This is a genomic window from Virgibacillus sp. SK37, assembly GCF_000725285.1.
GTDB lineage: Bacteria > Bacillota > Bacilli > Bacillales > Amphibacillaceae > Virgibacillus_Q.
Map to the genome: position 1 here is coordinate 449,815 of NZ_CP007161.1, position 15,122 is coordinate 464,936.

14 protein-coding genes are annotated in these 15,122 nt (G+C 37.8%); 8 read left to right on the forward strand and 6 right to left on the reverse strand.

The genetic code is table 11. The features are described 5' to 3' along the window. The first annotated feature begins 64 nt into the window (after nt 1-64). The gene (locus X953_RS02335; protein ID WP_040956922.1) at nt 65-970 is read left to right on the forward strand and encodes a nuclease-related domain-containing protein; all 906 of its coding nucleotides are present in this window, start codon (nt 65-67) and stop codon (nt 968-970) included. A gap of 499 nt (nt 971-1,469) precedes the next feature. Here the strand turns inward: X953_RS02335 and pepT are convergent, their stop codons facing one another. Further along, nucleotides 1,470-2,708, reverse strand: coding sequence for a peptidase T (pepT, locus tag X953_RS02340; RefSeq protein WP_040954198.1), 1,239 nt, complete (start codon nt 2,706-2,708; stop codon nt 1,470-1,472). Nucleotides 2,709-2,838: 130 nt separating this feature from the next. Between pepT and X953_RS02345 the strand changes: the two genes are divergently transcribed. After that, complete coding sequence (locus X953_RS02345; RefSeq protein WP_040954199.1) at nt 2,839-3,681, forward strand: sulfurtransferase; 843 nt, start codon at nt 2,839-2,841, stop codon at nt 3,679-3,681. A gap of 7 nt (nt 3,682-3,688) precedes the next feature. Continuing rightward, complete coding sequence (locus X953_RS02350; protein WP_026041512.1) at nt 3,689-4,246, forward strand: DNA-3-methyladenine glycosylase I; 558 nt, start codon at nt 3,689-3,691, stop codon at nt 4,244-4,246. Between the two features lie 52 nt (nt 4,247-4,298). On the opposite strand, the gene bioB is transcribed toward X953_RS02350, so the two are convergent. The 3 genes from bioB to X953_RS02365 form a co-directional block, all read right to left on the reverse strand. Continuing rightward, a complete protein-coding gene (gene bioB / locus X953_RS02355; RefSeq protein ID WP_232217798.1) occupies nt 4,299-5,255 on the reverse strand; it encodes a biotin synthase BioB in 957 nt (318 codons plus the stop codon). Between the two features lie 56 nt (nt 5,256-5,311). Continuing rightward, nucleotides 5,312-5,911: a biotin transporter BioY gene (locus X953_RS02360; protein ID WP_040954200.1), complete on the reverse strand. Its 600-nt coding sequence runs from the start codon at nt 5,909-5,911 to the stop codon at nt 5,312-5,314. A gap of 249 nt (nt 5,912-6,160) precedes the next feature. Then, nucleotides 6,161-7,924, reverse strand: a complete 1,764-nt coding sequence (locus X953_RS02365; protein ID WP_040954201.1) for a methyl-accepting chemotaxis protein — start codon at nt 7,922-7,924, stop codon at nt 6,161-6,163. Nucleotides 7,925-8,101: 177 nt separating this feature from the next. Between X953_RS02365 and X953_RS02370 the strand changes: the two genes are divergently transcribed. Then, complete coding sequence (locus X953_RS02370) at nt 8,102-8,614, forward strand: hypothetical protein (protein ID WP_019379125.1); 513 nt, start codon at nt 8,102-8,104, stop codon at nt 8,612-8,614. A gap of 89 nt (nt 8,615-8,703) precedes the next feature. Here X953_RS02370 and X953_RS02375 read toward each other — a convergent pair whose 3' ends face one another. Continuing rightward, on the reverse strand, nt 8,704-10,155 hold the full coding sequence (locus tag X953_RS02375) for an amidase family protein (RefSeq protein ID WP_040954202.1): 1,452 nt from the start codon (nt 10,153-10,155) through the stop codon (nt 8,704-8,706). Nucleotides 10,156-10,407: 252 nt separating this feature from the next. On the opposite strand from X953_RS02375, the gene X953_RS02380 reads away from it, so the two are divergent. Together X953_RS02380 and rsgA are read left to right on the forward strand one after the other, a co-directional pair. Beyond that, complete coding sequence (locus X953_RS02380; RefSeq protein WP_040954203.1) at nt 10,408-11,232, forward strand: aldo/keto reductase; 825 nt, start codon at nt 10,408-10,410, stop codon at nt 11,230-11,232. 321 nt (nt 11,233-11,553) lie between these two features. Next, nucleotides 11,554-12,612 (forward strand): ribosome small subunit-dependent GTPase A, encoded by a 1,059-nt coding sequence (gene rsgA, locus X953_RS02385; RefSeq protein WP_040954204.1) that lies wholly within the window; start codon nt 11,554-11,556, stop codon nt 12,610-12,612. 45 nt (nt 12,613-12,657) lie between these two features. Here the strand turns inward: rsgA and X953_RS02390 are convergent, their stop codons facing one another. Then, entirely contained in the window at nt 12,658-13,197 is a 540-nt protein-coding gene (locus tag X953_RS02390; protein ID WP_040954205.1) for an HD domain-containing protein, read from the reverse strand. Between the two features lie 289 nt (nt 13,198-13,486). On the opposite strand from X953_RS02390, the gene fni reads away from it, so the two are divergent. Together fni and X953_RS02400 are read left to right on the forward strand one after the other, a co-directional pair. Next, nucleotides 13,487-14,542: a type 2 isopentenyl-diphosphate Delta-isomerase gene (fni, locus tag X953_RS02395; protein ID WP_040954206.1), complete on the forward strand. Its 1,056-nt coding sequence runs from the start codon at nt 13,487-13,489 to the stop codon at nt 14,540-14,542. A gap of 81 nt (nt 14,543-14,623) precedes the next feature. Further along, nucleotides 14,624-15,085, forward strand: coding sequence for a DUF2188 domain-containing protein (locus X953_RS02400; protein WP_040954207.1), 462 nt, complete (start codon nt 14,624-14,626; stop codon nt 15,083-15,085). Nucleotides 15,086-15,122 lie beyond the last annotated feature (37 nt).

Below are 15,122 nucleotides of genomic sequence, written 5' to 3' on the forward strand. Positions count from 1 at the left end.
GGTAAGTTGGCAGTTTCCTTCTTGTTCCATTATAATAGATGGAAATAAAGAAAGGATGTGGAAAATGGTATATAAGATCAGGTCTGTGCCTGCTGAGTTATGTATATGGAACTCCTTGCTTAAAAGAATGAAGCTCCATCCGAATGATAAACAATATTATTCAAATTTAACAAGAGGGTATGAGGGGGAAGTGCAATTTGATGCCTTAACTGAAAAATTGAATTGTGATTGTTATTTACTTCAAGACCTCTTACTTCAAACTAATAATACCACTTTTCAAATAGATTCTTTACTCATAACGGGTAATCAACTATATATCTTTGAAGTAAAGAATTATGAAGGTGACTATCATTATGAACAAGACAAATTCTTTAAGAAGCCTCAGTATGAAATTAATAACCCACTTCACCAGATAGGGAGGAGTGAATCGTTACTCCGACAGCTACTCTTCAAACATGGAATCAGCCTTCAAATTAAAGCCTTCGTTGTTTTTATTAACCCCGAGTTCACCTTGTATCAAGTACCTCAAGATAACAGAATTATTCTCCCCACTCAACTTAACCGTCTCATTAAACAATTAAATGCATCCTCCTCCAAACTAACCAAGCAGCATAAGAACCTTGCTAATAAGTTAGTTTCCCTTCACTTAGAAGAATCTCCTTTTTCACAGTTGCCATCCTACACTTATGAAACGTTGAGAAAAGGAATGATCTGCTGTAAGTGTAGTTCATTTACACTACATGTAGAAGTTAAAGAGGTCGTCTGTATCACCTGCCAACAGCGTGAAGCAATTATTACATCTGTTCTGCGTAGTGTTGAAGAGTTTCGTCTTCTGTTTCCAGAACGCAAAATAACAACACGTCTTATTCACGAGTGGTGTGGTGTAATAGAATCTAAAAAAAGAATCAGTAGGATACTGGATAAGCATTTCGTGAAAGTAGGAGTGAAGCGTTGGGTTTATTATAAATAAAATAAACATATGTGCTAAAGGATGGCCTTATATTTCTTACAGAGAAGTTCTAATGGACAAAAGCCCCCAAGAAGCGTGGAAACTGTCTAATAGAGCCGCTCTAATGGACAAAAGCACCTCAAGAAGCGAGGAAACTGTCTAATAGGATCACTCTAATGGACAAAAGCCGCCAAAGAAGCGAGGAAACTGTCTAATAGAGCCGCTCTAATGGACAAAAGCCGCCCAAGAAGCGAAGAAACTGTCTAATAGAGTCGCTCTAATGGACAAAAGCCGCCCAAGAAGCGTGGAAACTGTCTAATAGAGCCGCTCTAATGGACAAAAGCCGCCCAAGAAGCGTGGGAACTGTCTAATAGAGCCACTCTAATGGACAAAAGCCCCTCAAGAAGTAAGAAACTGTCTAATAGAGCCACTCTAAGTGACAAAAACACCTTACGAAGAGACGCTTTTATAAAATACAGAACCTGTCATTCAGGCGAAATGCGTGATTTTTTCCACTGTGTTATTGGTCGCTTTGCTTTGCAAAGAGTTCACAGATTTCAACGATGACCTGAGTTGCTTTTTCCATATTATCAACGGAGACGTACTCATATTTGCCATGGAAGTTTTCTCCTCCGGTAAAGATATTTGGCGTAGGTAATCCCATGTAAGATAACTGTGATCCATCCGTTCCTCCGCGGATAGGCTGTACGATAGGTTTAATATTAAGATTCTCCATAGCCTGATAGGCGATGTCCACGACTTCTTTCACCGGTTCAATCTTCTCGCGCATATTATAATATTCATCTGTTATTTTTAATTCAACTTGCACAGCTTTATACTCTTTTCTAATCTGATCTACTAACTTTTCAACCATAGACTTTCTTTCAGCAAATTTATCTCTATCAAAATCTCTTATAATGTAATTTACTTCTGCTCTTTCAACATCACCTTCCATAGAAATCAGATGGTAGAATCCTTCCAGTTGTTCCGTATGCTCTGGCGTTTCTTGTTCGGGGAATTTATTAATAAATGCTGCAGCTATTCTTGCAGCGTTTACCAGCTTATTTTTCGCCGTGCCAGGATGAACGCTGTTCCCGGTAAAAGTAATGCGTGCGTCCGCGGCATTAAAGCTTTCATATTGCAATTCACCTAGTGGTCCCCCATCCACCGTATAAGCATATTCAGCATTAAAACGGTCGACATCAAATTTATGTGGTCCACGGCCTATTTCCTCATCCGGTGTAAAAGCAATCCGAATTTCCCCATGCTGAATTTCCGGATGATTAATTAAATAAGCCATCGCTGTCATAATTTCCGTAATCCCTGCTTTATTGTCTGCTCCAAGCAATGTAGTGCCGTCTGTGGTAATTAATGTGTGTCCCTTGTATGCAGATAGTTCAGGGAATTTCTCCGTTGATAAAGTAATGTTTAATTCTTCATTAAGAGTAATATCTTTACCATTATAATTCTCAATAAGTTGAGGATTTACATTTCTGCCAGTAAAGTCAGTGGCTGTGTCCATGTGGGCAAGAAATCCGATGGTGGGGATATCCTTATCTGTATTGGCTGGCAATGTTGCCATGACATAAGCATGCTCATCGACAGAGACATCTTCCATGCCGATTTCTTTTAATTCGTTAACAAGTAAATCAGCTAATATAAATTGCCCATCTGTTGATGGTGTAGCTTCATTTTGTTCATTCGATTGTGTATCAATTTTTACGTATGTAGTAAAACGTTCCACTAATTCTTGTTTCATCTCCATTCATCTCCTGTTCATATTAGTTGAATATTAGTATAATTATACAGTAAATAGAAAGTTATACGAAAATAATTCATCAAGTGTAAAAGCACAGAAAAGTAACAACCATTATTATTGGAGGGATAACATGTCATATTTAATCAGTGTCAACAGATTAAAGAGTCGCTTGGAAAATAATCAGGATAATACGGTGCTTGTTGATGTGAGGTTCCAGTTAGGTGATCCCCAGGCTGGTAGGAAGGCTTATTTAGAAGAACATATTCCGGGAGCAGTTTATATGGACTTGGAAAAAGATTTATCAGGAAAAAAGGAGAAACACGGGGGTAGTCATCCGCTTCCTGATATTGATATGTTGGCCGCAAAGATTAGTAATATTGGAATCGATCATGATACAACAGTTGTAGTTTATGACAAGGAAAATGATATGTTCGCCGCACGGTTCTGGTGGCTTCTCCATTATATGGGGCACAAAAAGGTTTATGTACTTGAAGGTGGATATGATTGTTGGAAAAAAGAGGGGAATGAAACAACTTCAGAAATTCCACAGCTACAAAAAAAGCATTTTTTTCCTTCCGTACGTGAAGATGAGAAAGTAAATATAGAAACGGTAAAACAGAAATTAACAAATGAAAACACGATAGTAATCGACTCAAGAGCGAAGGAACGTTATTTAGGTAAGACTGAGCCTATGTATGCAAAGGCTGGTCATATCCCAGGAGCTAAAAATTTCTTTTGGAAAGAACTGATAAAAGACAATCAAACCTGGAAGAAAGGGGAGGAGCTGACAGAGCATTTCAAATCCCTTCCTAAAAATAAAGAAATTATTGTATCATGTGGTTCCGGTGTGTCAGCATGCCCAAATATTTTAGCATTAAAGTCAGCAGGCTACAGCAATGTAAAACTGTATCCGGGAAGCTTTAGTGACTGGATTTCTTATGAAGAAAATCCTGTGGAGACGAAGGATGAGTAAAATGACAATGAATAGATGTAAATGGGTGACAGAGGACCCTTTATATATTCGATATCATGATGAAGAGTGGGGAAGGCCCACACATGATGAACGGGAATTATTTGAGATGCTTTGTTTAGAAGGGGCCCAAGCTGGTTTAAGCTGGATTACTATCTTGCGCCGAAGGGAAAATTACCGGCAAGCTTTTGCTTATTTTGATCCGGAAAAGGTAAGTCGTTTTTCGGAAGAGAAGGTAGAAAGACTGCTGCAAGATAAAGGAATTATACGCAACAAACTTAAAGTGCGAGCTTTTATTGAGAATGCAAAAGCCTTTTTAGAGGTACAGATGGAGTTCGGCAGTTTTGATAAATATATATGGAGCTTCGTTGGGGGAGAGCCAATAAAAAATAATTGGCAAAAGCATGAAGATGTGCCTGCTTATACAGAAGAATCAGAACGAATGAGCAAGGATCTAAAGAAAAGAGGTTTTAAATTCGTTGGTCCGACAATCTGCTATGCATTTATGCAGGCAACGGGTATGGTAAATGACCATACTGCAGATTGTTTTCTATATCAAAAGGAATAGCAGCTTCACCCGAAGCGGCTATTCCTTTACCAAAATAGATAATTATTCTTCGCTAGATGGGCATTTCACTTGTCTCATAATCTACTTCAAAACCTAGATCTATTAACATTTGATGGTCCTTGGTCCCTTCCTGTCCATCTGTAGTTAAGTAGTCTCCAATGAATATCGAATTGGCAGCGAATAAACCAAAAGGCTGAAGGCTCCGTAGGTTTACTTCTCGGCCGCCGGAGATGCGGATTTCTTTACTCGGGTTAATAAAACGAAATAATGCAAGAACCTTTAAGCAATATAATGGAGTAAGTTCATCTGTTCCCTCTAAAGCTGTTCCATCGATGGCATGAAGAAAATTGACAGGGATGGAATCGGCATCTAACTCTCTTAAAGCGTTTGCCATCTGAATTACATCTAACTTACTTTCTTTCATACCGACAATAACACCTGAGCATGGGGAGATCCCAACACGTTTTGCCTCATTTACTGTATTCACTCTGTCTTGATATGTGTGGCTGGTAGTTATTTGTTCGTGATGGTTTTCGGATGTATTAATGTTATGGTTGTAACGGTCTACACCAGCATCTTTTAATTGCTTGGCTTGTCCAGGCTTTAAGATTCCCAAACATGCACAGACCGTCAAATTATACTTGTTTTTAATTTCTAATACTGCGCTAGTCACTTCATTTAGCTCTCTTGTAGTAGGCCCTCGTCCGCTTGCCACAATGCAATATGTCCCTGAATTTAATTTATGCGCTCTTTCTGCTCCTTCAATGATGGAATCTTTGTCCATCATTCGATACTTTTGGATAGGAGCACTAGAATCTCTCGACTGAGAGCAGTAACCACAGTTCTCCGAGCAGAAACCTGATTTTGTATTAATGATCATATTAAGCTTTACTTTATTTCCGTAATAATGATGTCTAATCGTATAAGCAGCATTCAACAGTGCTAATATTTCTATGTCAGGACAATTCAATATGTTCATTGCTTCTTGTTCGGTAATTTTATTCCCCATCAGCACCGAGCTCGCTAATTCATTCCAACCCAATTTAACCCCTCCTGTATGTACTGTTAGACAATTCTTCTATTACTTATAAACTTATTACTTGTAATCCCCTGTTTACTTAAGCGAAAGGCGAACATTCCGGCTAGAATAGAGATAATTATATCCTTTGGCAAAGGCGCAATCATCCACATCCATACCATTGAGTAGGTAAGATCTGCCGGTGCTTCAAACCAAAACAGGTAAGCTGCATACATCCAATTGGTACCCAAAATATAATTAATTGTCATACCTATCAAACCAGATACGATGTACATTTTATAAGAGCGTTTTTGCTCAATAATTTTGCCGGCAATGTAAGCAACTAAAATGAACGATAGAATAAATCCGAAGGTAGGTGATAGGATAGTTGAAATTCCTCCTTTAAAATGGGCGAAAACAGGAGCGCCTGCTAATCCGAGGACCATGTATACAAGCATGGAAAATGCCCCCAGTCTGCTACCTAAAACTAAGCCTGCCAAAACTGCAAAAAATGTTTGGAGTGTGATAGGTACTCCGCCAACAACAAGAAATGGAGCAATGGATGTTATGTTTGCTCCGATAGCTGTTAAAGCTACAAATAAAGCCCCAAAAGTTAAGTTCAATGATGTCCATTTGGTATTATTCATTCCAGTTCCCACCTTTATTGTTAACCTATTTTATTTATGGTTTACAATAAATATATCATATGCCAAAAAGGTTTGTACATTTTTTTTATAATGTTAGTCGTGATTGTAATCTATGCTTTTAGCACAAACAAATAAATATAAAGAAAGAAAAAAAGTCGAACATGTTCGACTTATAGGTTTATTAATTCGAATAATGCTCGACCTTTTATGAAATAACGTAATTTAATTGGATGTACTAGATTACTGCTTTTACAATTTAAATGTTTTTATTTGTTCATATAACTGATTTGCCAGTTCTGCCAATTCATCTGCACTGTGAGATACTTCCTCCATGGAACTGGACGTTTGCTGTGCTGAAGCGGCAGCTTGTTCTACTCCGGCAGCTGATTCCTCTGATACAGATGCAATCTCTTCTATTAAATTATTCATATCTGAGCTATTGTTGGCGATTTCTTTTAAGTTGTTAGAAATTAAATTTATTTTATTTGCCATATTGGAAACAGAAGAATTAATATCTTCAAAGCTTTCCCCAGTTTTTTTAATTTGACTGGTTCCTTCCTTTACTTCTGCATAGCCTTTATTTAATGAGTCGACTACTACATCTGTTTCTGATTGGATATTTTGAACAATAGCAGTAATTTCGCTAACTGAAGAAGTGACTTGTTCTGAAAGCTTCCTTACTTCATCAGCAACTACAGCAAACCCTCTACCATGTTCTCCAGCCCGTGCTGCTTCAATGGCAGCATTTAATGAAAGTAGATTTGTTTGGTCAGCAATGCTTTTAATAACGAGTACAAGTTTAGAAATTTCATTTGATTGCTTATCCAATCCTTGCACTTTTTGGACTGCATCAGATACAATGCGATCAATTTGTTTCATTTGGCTGACAGACTGATGCATGAGAGTTGTTCCTTTATTAGTTAGCTCCAGAACGTTTGTTGAGCTCAATGCGATCTCTTGCCCGCCCTTCTCAGAATGGAGGACTTTTTGAACAAAGCCATGCATGCTTCCAGAAAGTTCTGAGGCACTATTTGCTTGTGTTTCTGCTCCGTTAGAGAGCTCTTCCATCGTTATAGCAACCTGTTCATTGCCGTGTTTAACTTCATTAGCAGCATGAGTTAGTGAACTGCTTTTTGAAAGTACATCCTCTGCTGCACTATTAACGTTAAGCAAAATACTGCTTATATTATCTTTCATATGATTTACTGCTTCCGCCAGTTTTCCAATTTCATCTCTTCCTTGATAGTTAACTGATGGTACGCGAAGATTACCTTTTGCTACCTCAAACGTTGTATTTACAACTGTATGTAAGTTACCAGAAATTCTCCTGCTGATAATGATAACTAAAATAGTACCTATAATGATGGCTGCAAGGTTAGATAGGGCCAATATAACAATACTGCTATTCATTCGTTCATTAGCTGATTGTACTGATTGAACCTGTTCCTCTTTAACGATTTGCATCAAATTGTTTACATCTTCAATTGTTTGTGTTCGTAATTTAGTAGAATAGGCTCTTAGAGAATTTGCCATTGTTTCCTGTCCACTTTGTACAGAAGCAACCATTTCATTATAAAAACTCTCGTTCATGCTCTGGTCATTTTCCACAATCCCATTAAGCAACTGCTTTTGTTTTTCTGTTTTCATCGTTGGCTTCAGGCCATTAATAAGATCATTAAATTGTTCTTCGTATTCTTTATATGTATTTACATATTTGTAGTCTTCCGTGAGAAGATAATCTGCAATTTGCACATCTTTTCCTTGAATAATGGATGCTAATTGAGCCATTTCATTAACACGGCTGCTCTGATTATTTATTGCTTTCATATCTTTCTGTCCCTGGTTTAATTGTAAATATACTATGACTCCCGCAGTAATAAACAGACAGGCGATAAGAACAAAAATAATACCATATTTATAGCCTATCCTGATATTCTGCCATTTGAAAAGAGTTTCTCTTCTCTTTGGTCGACCCTTTTGTCTAATTGGCTTGTTCTTTCCTTTTTTCTTCATAATTATCCCCCGTTAATAGATCTTTTTATTTATTATCGGTCATTATTGTCTAAGTATTAAGTACTATTTATAATTTTTAGAAATAGAATTTTCAAACACTTGCATGATGGTTGGTGTTTCTTGTAGAATAGCAAACTGTATGCGAAAAAATAGTTATATGTAGTTAGGTGATTATATATGGTTTATACTGCTTTTTTAGAAAAGGAAAAGAATAAAGAGGAATTAAAGGAAGAGTTGGATACATTGGAAATCCAGCTGTTTCGAATGCAAAATAATATAAAAGAAATTGCTAAAAAGTCTGAAGTGATTAGTATCGATCAAGCACGTGATGAACAATGGGTTGTCATTTATGCAGATAGAGACGAAGAAGTGTGTCAGCTTATGCTTCATGACTGCACCAAGCCATTTCGAGGGAAATGGGATTCAGCAATTCAAGTGGAATACAGAGAAGGTAGTACGCTTCATATAGCGGATATTAAGGGAGAAGAAAATAAGGGCTATGGTTCTGTTTTAATGCATCATTTGAAAGAAGTTGCTCGGGAAGATAATTTCCAATATATAACCGGTGATATTGTGGAGAGGGATTTTGATCATGTCGATCGTTTAAAGCATTTTTACAGTAAACATCATTTTGATGTGAAAATTGACCATCAGGAGCAATGTGGAGAAATTATCTGGAATGATAGGTAAATATTAAAAAATGGAATAGGCTTGCCACTTTTTATAAAATAGCCAGCCTATCATGAGAAGGTAAATATCTTTTTTTGAATGTTCTCCGTCTATTCTGCTTCCAGGTGTGGAGTTCTTCGGTGAAGTGTAGCTTGTTCATAGGCATAAGCAAGTTGAATTAAATTTGCTTCACTAAAAGCCGTACCTGTAAACGTAATACCAGAAGGCTTCCCTTTTGTTGTGTAACCAGCCGGAACCGTAATAGAAGGGTATCCTGCCTTTGCAGCGATTTGGCAACCATCTGTATTCATAAATAATAATGCATCCAGTTGGTTACTTTCCAGCACTTTATCTATCCCTTCTTTTTGACATAGTCGGATATCATTTATTCTGTGCTGTAAATACTCTTTTTCTGTCATTAAACCACTTTTCATATCAGCTTCAAGCAAGACAGTTTGCCCATACTTTAAAGCTTCTTTTTTATGAACTTGATTATAGTGGATGATATCTGTAAGAGAGCTTACTGAGGAGACGGATGAACTTCTTGCTAAATAAGCATTAACTCCATTCTTAAACTCGTGAAACATTACTGTAGATTCCGGCAGCTCCAGAGGTAATTCTTCCACTTCAATAATAATTGCTCCTAAATCCTTCATGACATGAATGGCATGCTGACATAATTGCTTTTCTTCCTTATCCATTTTATTGAAATAGTTGATTGGCAACCCAATCCTTTTATTTGCCAAACCATCCAAATTTAAGAAGGAAGTATAATTAGTAGTTTGTCCTTCCGCCATCCCTATAGAAGGATCTGCCGCATCTGTTCCCATGATAGCACCAAGTAGTAATGCGGCATCCTCCACTGTACGAGTCATAGGGCCCGCAGTATCCTGGCTATTAGAGATAGGAATAATACCAGTTCTGCTAATAAGGCCTACCGTAGGCTTAATACCAACAATGGAATTCAGGCTCGCAGGACTAAGTATCGAGCCACTAGTCTCTGTACCAATAGCACCTAATGCAAAATTAGCAGCAATAGCAGCCCCTGAGCCTGAACTGGATCCACCTACATCGATTTTACCTGGTCCATAAGGATTTAATACTTGGCCACCATGTGAACTATATCCATTCGGCATATCTTCAGTCATAAAATTAGCCCATTCTGTAAGATTGGTTTTTCCTAGAATTACAACGCCTGCCTCCCGAAGCTTCTTTACCAAAAAGGCATCCTCTTTCGCGTAATGATTAGATAATGCAATGGAACCAGCAGTAGTATGCATTTTATCGCCTGTGTCGATATTATCTTTAAGTAAGATCGGGATTCCATGTAGCGGACTCCTGACTCCTTTTTGTTTTCGCTCCATATCGAGTGCTTCAGCAATGTGCAATGCTTCAGGGTTAATTTCCAGAACGGCATTAATATTTGGTCCTGCATGATTAAAATTTGCTATTTGTTCCATGTAAAGCAGGGTAAGTTCTTTTGAAGTTAAGCTCTCTTGTTGTATAGCATATTGGATTTCAGTTATTGTGGATTCCAAAATGTTAAAAGTTGGTTTAGACATAATCTTCCTCCTGTTAAGTTACTTGATTTCATTATAACTTGATCCTATGGAAAAGTCTGTCTTACAATATAGAAAAATGAAAATATTGGTCACTTAGAGGTCTCGAAAAAATAGAGCAAATTTATCAGACGAATAATCTTAAATAAGCAGAATAGATAGGAGAGTTCTCATCTAGTAAAGCCTGTTAGTAAACATTCTCTTTTGGGTATGGTAAACTATAATTCAAATTAGATGTGGAAAGGGAGCTTGATCATGGAATATATCACATTAAATAATAATCTGCAGATGCCGCAACTTGGTTTTGGAGTCTGGCAGGTACCAAATGATGAGGTAACAAAAGCAGTTGAAAAAGCAATTGAGGTTGGTTATCGTTCCATTGATACAGCGAAAGTATATGAGAATGAAGAAGGTGTAGGGAAAGCGCTGGCCAATTCAAATGTGGCTCGTGAAGATCTTTTCATTACTACAAAGGTTTGGAATAGTGATCAAGGATATGAAAAAACACTCCAAGCATTTGATGCAAGCCTTGAAAGGTTAGGGATTGACTATGTTGATTTATACCTTATTCATTGGCCAACACCTGAATTTGATGATTATGTAGAAACTTATAAAGCATTGGAAAAAATATATAATGATGGTCGCGCAAAAGCCATCGGAGTATGTAATTTTAATATCGAACACTTACAACGATTATTGGATGAGTGTGAGGTAACACCAGCAGTTAACCAAGTGGAATGTCATCCATATCTTCAGCAACCAGAGTTAAAAGAATTTTGTGCAAAGCATAATATCTACTTGGAAGCATGGAGCCCGCTAATGCAGGGGGGAGAAGTGTTAGAAAATGCTACTGTAAAACAGATTGCAGAGAAGCATAAGAAAACAGCTGCACAGGTAATTATTCGCTGGCATTTACAGTATGAAAACATTGTTATCCCTAAATCAGTGACTCCATCACGAATTGAAGAAAATTTTAATGTATTCGACTTTGAGTTAAGTACAGAGGAAATGAATAAATTGAAAGAATTAAACCGTAACGAGCGCAAAGGCCCGGAACCAAGTGAAATGAACGTACGGTAATTAAAATAATCATTACAGTAAAGTGTATTTTTAAAGAAACAGTCCGATTGACGGACTGTTTCTTTTTATATGATCACACATAAGTTTTTGAAAAGAATACACAAGAAATAGCTTTTAATTTAAATATAAATATCTAAAAATTATGGATAATCAAGTTTAATTATAGTAAACTATGACTAGTTTAGTTCACCCATTTGAAAGGAGTGATGTTTTATGATTTTAAATATAAATGTATGCATAATTAATGGCAAAACATCGGCTAAAATGGAGGAACTGTCGGAGCTCTAGACTTTCCTCCACACATCAAGGAGGAAAAACCATTTGGAAAAAATAGAAAAGTTAGGTTGGAATTCCCCATCACATAATTATGATGAGGAAAAGATAGCACGTGTAATTACTGTGCAGAAGAATAGGTATCGAGTAACTGATGGTGAAGGTGACTTTTTGGCCCATATTAGTGGGAAATTTCGAAAGGATGCAAGTCAACCAATTGACTTCCCGGCTGTAGGTGACTGGGTTGTTGTCGAGAAATTACCGCAGGAGCAGAAAGCAGTAATTCTAGAGATCCTCCCAAGGAAAAGTCAGTTTATTCGTCATGCAGCAGGAAGCAAAACGGAGGCCCAAGTAGTCGGGGCAAATATAGACACCGTATTTATTGTAAATTCGTTGAATCAAGACCTGAATTTGCGACGTATGGAGCGATATATTTTGTCGGCATATGATAGTGGAGCATCTCCAGTGATCCTATTAACGAAGAAAGATGAATGCACAGAAGAAGAGGTTAAAGAAAACGTAGCTCTAGTAGAAGGAATAGCTTTTGGCATTCCAATTCTTGTTATTAGTAGTCTAACCGGAGAAGGAATCTCTGAACTGCTCGACTACCTTCCGTTAAGGAAAACAGGTGCATTGCTTGGTTCTTCAGGGGTGGGAAAGTCAACGTTAGTAAACAGGTTAATGAATGATGTGGTGCAAGAAACAAAATCAATTAGGGAAGCAGATAGTAAAGGTCGACATACAACAACCCACCGAGAGATGTTTTTCTTGCCTAATGGAGCTTTTCTTATTGATACCCCAGGTATGAGAGAACTGCAACTATGGGAAGGTGAAGCAATGTTGGAGTCAGCTTTTCAAGACATCGAATCCCTGGAAGCAGAATGTCGTTTTGTGGATTGCAGTCATGAAACCGAGCCTGGCTGCCGTATAAAAGAGGCGGTGGAGTTTGGAGAGTTGTCAACAGAACGCTTGGAGAGCTATAGGAAATTGCAGCGTGAACTAGCCTACGAAAAGAGAAAGCAGAATAAAAAGTCGATGCTCGACGAGAAAAATCGCTGGAAGCAAATAAGTAAGGAACAACGACATAAATATAAAAATAGAAGATAAACGACATCCCTTCCACTTAGGAAGGGATGTCGTTTCTATTTCTGATCAATCAAACACACGCTTGACAGCTTGTTCATATTCATTAAAATAGGAAGGTATTTCTTCTTCGCTTAAACCATGATGCATTGCCGCAGCTATGGAAGAGTTATACCATTTTTGATCTTCCATTCCTGCATTAAAGTTCTCCCAAACTTTATTTCCCAACACTTCCAGATCTTCTTCTAAACCGAGAATATTATCAAGCTTGTCAGCAATAATTAAACATTTTATGTCTCTATCTGCATGTAGTATGGTATTTATTGTGTGCTGCTTACGTTCCTTCCAAGACTTGGATTTATCCTCCGTATGTGCAGCAACGAATCGAGCGACATGGGGTCCGAATTCCCTTTCAATATCTTCAATTACATAAGGCGTGTCTTCTACTACGTCATGCAAATAAGCAGCACTAACCAGCTCATCACTAAATCCTTCCTTTTCTAAACGTTCAGCTACTCGAATTGGATGGGTAACATATGCAGCGTTTGAGTTTTTCCGTACTTGTCCTTCATGTGCTTTTATAGCAAAAGCTTTGGCACGCTCTTTCATAATTTCCCTCCTTTAGTTAGTTGTTAGTTGATTTATCAGCTATTTTAAGTCATTTTTTGTTATTTTGACAGTAAAAAAATATGTTGCCAGATGTTTCTCTTCTTTTAGAGATGCTAATCTGTCTGATAGCTGGTACTTCATATAATACCTATCCCGTTACATTTCTTTAATTTATTGGTATGATGATGGTAAATATATATCGATGTTTACTTGATTACTTTGTTCCCGAATTTTAAACAAATAAAGCTACAGATATAAAATATACATTTTAACAGAGGAGGCTTTTAAGATGGAGGAAGGAATTAATAAGCGCAAAACGGAACACATACGTCTTTGTTTGACGGAGAATGTAGAAGGTGTTGACAAATCAACAGGACTGGAAGGAATTTCATTTATACATAATGCATTACCGGAAATTAATTTTGATGACATATGCTTGAGCACGAGCTTTCTTAATAAGTCGATACAAGCACCTTTCCTGGTAAGCTCCATGACGGGTGGGTCAGAACTTGCGGCAACAATCAATCAGAATTTGGCAATGGCGGCGGAAAAAAGAGGTTGGGCAGTGGCACTAGGTTCTACAAGAGCACTTTTGGAAAGTGATGCACACAAAGAGTCTTTTCAAATTCGCAAACAAGCACCTACTGTTCCACTTATTGCTAACCTCGGTGCTGTTCAGCTAAATTACGGTTACGGAGCAGAAGAGGCTCAACGCATTGTGGATATGACAGGAGCGGATTCTCTTGTGCTTCATTTTAATAGCTTACAGGAAGCAGTACAGGATGGCGGAGATTTAAACTTTGAAGATTTGCTACCGAAAATTGAAAAAATTTGTAAGACAGTAGATGTGCCAATAGGAGCCAAGGAAGTTGGTTTCGGGATCGATGGCTTTGTTGCTGAAAAACTCTACAATGCTGGTATTGCATATATTGATGTGGCTGGTGCAGGGGGGACCTCCTGGAGCCAGGTTGAAAAACTTCGTTCACAGGATCCTTTGAAAAAGGCAGCTGCGGAAGCGTTTAATGACTGGGGATTGCCGACCAAAGACTGCTTGGTATCAGTAAAAAGCAAACTTCCGGATATCCCGCTTGTGGCAAGTGGAGGAATGAAGACAGGTGTCGACGCAGCAAAGGCGATTACGATTGGAGCAGATGTAGTAGGCTATGCACGCCAATTATTGCAGGCTGCCACCGAATCCACAGAACTAGTGGAACGAAAAATGCAGCAGATTGAACTAGAACTTATGATGACTATGTTTGGTATTGGTGTTAAGACCTTAGATGAATTAAAGAATACTCAAAGAGTTACAATAATGGGAAGATCTTTATTGGAGGAAAACAGTTAAGGGATATCCCTTAACTGTTTCTTTTTTTCTAAATAGGGTATGCAGTGAATAAAAGAAGACATATCTAAAGGAGGAACGCTTATGCCTTGGACAATGAATGACTACCCATCTTCCATGAAAAATTTAGATGATGCAATAAAGAAGAAGGCAATAGATATTGCGAACTCAATGATAGACGAAGGTTACGATGAAGGCCGGGCTATTCCTATTGCGATTGAACAGGCAAAGGAATGGAGAAAAAACCATGATAAGAAGGATGTAAAAGATTATGAGAAAAAAGGAAAGCCGACCCAGCGTTCAGAAGAGGATAAAGAGTATGAAAATAACCCGGAAAGACTTGAAGAGGGAGAACAAGTAGTCCCACATGAAGATGGTTGGGCAGTACAATCAACGCACGCTAAAAAACCAAGTAATGTTTATAAAAATAAAGATGAGGCGATTGAACGAGCGAAAGAAATTGCCGAAAACAAAGGCACCTCACTCACTGTATTTAATAAAGAAGGCTCCATTCAAAATCAACAGTCCTATAAATCAGATTCTTAACAGTTGGTTAAATAACTACTCTTATATGGGTGGTTAT

Bases quoted from the DNA above. Each gene is read 5' to 3' on its own strand.
- X953_RS02360 (WP_040954200.1), bottom strand. From the start codon at position 5,911: ATGAATAATACCAAATGGACATCATTGAACTTAACTTTTGGGGCTTTA.
- fni (WP_040954206.1), top strand. From the start codon at position 13,487: ATGGAGGAAGGAATTAATAAGCGCAAAACGGAACACATACGTCTTTGT.
- bioB (WP_232217798.1), bottom strand. From the start codon at position 5,255: ATGGGGAATAAAATTACCGAACAAGAAGCAATGAACATATTGAATTGT.
- X953_RS02370 (WP_019379125.1), top strand. From the start codon at position 8,102: ATGGTTTATACTGCTTTTTTAGAAAAGGAAAAGAATAAAGAGGAATTA.
- X953_RS02350 (WP_026041512.1), top strand. From the start codon at position 3,689: ATGAATAGATGTAAATGGGTGACAGAGGACCCTTTATATATTCGATAT.
- X953_RS02375 (WP_040954202.1), bottom strand. From the start codon at position 10,155: ATGTCTAAACCAACTTTTAACATTTTGGAATCCACAATAACTGAAATC.
- X953_RS02345 (WP_040954199.1), top strand. From the start codon at position 2,839: ATGTCATATTTAATCAGTGTCAACAGATTAAAGAGTCGCTTGGAAAAT.
- X953_RS02365 (WP_040954201.1), bottom strand. From the start codon at position 7,924: ATGAAGAAAAAAGGAAAGAACAAGCCAATTAGACAAAAGGGTCGACCA.
- X953_RS02335 (WP_040956922.1), top strand. From the start codon at position 65: ATGGTATATAAGATCAGGTCTGTGCCTGCTGAGTTATGTATATGGAAC.
- X953_RS02400 (WP_040954207.1), top strand. From the start codon at position 14,624: ATGCCTTGGACAATGAATGACTACCCATCTTCCATGAAAAATTTAGAT.
- pepT (WP_040954198.1), bottom strand. From the start codon at position 2,708: ATGAAACAAGAATTAGTGGAACGTTTTACTACATACGTAAAAATTGAT.
- X953_RS02380 (WP_040954203.1), top strand. From the start codon at position 10,408: ATGGAATATATCACATTAAATAATAATCTGCAGATGCCGCAACTTGGT.
- X953_RS02390 (WP_040954205.1), bottom strand. From the start codon at position 13,197: ATGAAAGAGCGTGCCAAAGCTTTTGCTATAAAAGCACATGAAGGACAA.